The sequence below is a fragment of the Vibrio sp. 10N.222.52.B7 genome (assembly GCF_041474275.1).
Classification (GTDB): domain Bacteria; phylum Pseudomonadota; class Gammaproteobacteria; order Enterobacterales; family Vibrionaceae; genus Vibrio; species Vibrio crassostreae_C.
Genome location: NZ_JBFRTU010000097.1, coordinates 1435 through 2234, shown reverse-complemented (window position 1 = coordinate 2234; position 800 = coordinate 1435). Strand labels below are relative to the sequence as shown.

Here is an 800-nt window from a genome sequence, read left to right as displayed (position 1 = left end):
AAGTCCGCTTTGCGACCATTGTTGTCAGTTAGCGTGCCGTTATCCATTACCTGCAGTAGCAAGTTAAAGATATCTGGGTGAGCTTTCTCGATTTCATCCAGTAACACAACAGAGTGCGGGTTCTTGATTACGGCATCCGTTAGCAAACCACCTTGGTCGTAACCAACATAACCAGGAGGCGCACCAATCAAGCGGCTCACTGAGTGTCGCTCACCGTACTCAGACATATCAAAGCGCAGAAGCTCAATACCCATCAACTTAGACAGCTGAACAGTCACCTCTGTTTTACCGACACCAGTAGGACCAGCAAACAAGAATGAACCAACAGGTTTATTGTCTGCACCCAATCCAGCACGGGTCAGCTTAATCGCTTCACTCAATACATCGATTGCAGGGTCTTGTCCGAATACCAACATTTTCATGCGCTCATCCAGTTTCTGGAGTGTATCTTTGTCTGAAGACGATACTGACTTTTCAGGAATACGCGCCATTTTCGCAACCATTGACTCAATATCAGCCACGCTTACCGTTTTCTTACGACGGCTTGCAGGTGCCAAACGACTACGAGCGCCCGCTTCATCGATTACGTCAATGGCCTTATCAGGAAGGTGGCGTTCATTAATGTATTTAGCTGACAGTTCCACAGCGGCACGCAACGCTTTGTTGGTGTAGCGCACTTCGTGGTGAGCTTCGTATTTTGGCTTCAAGCCAATCAGGATCTTGGTCGTATCGTCTAGCGATGGTTCAATAATATCTATTTTCTGGAAGCGACGAGCTAAAGCACGCTCCTTCTCAAAAAT

The 800-nt window shown here is 47.2% G+C and carries 1 protein-coding gene; it reads right to left on the bottom strand.

Annotation, left to right across the window (positions count from 1 at the left end):
- The coding region (locus AB4512_RS20275) for an AAA family ATPase (RefSeq protein WP_372175474.1) at positions 1 to 800 on the bottom strand (800 nt) is incomplete at both ends.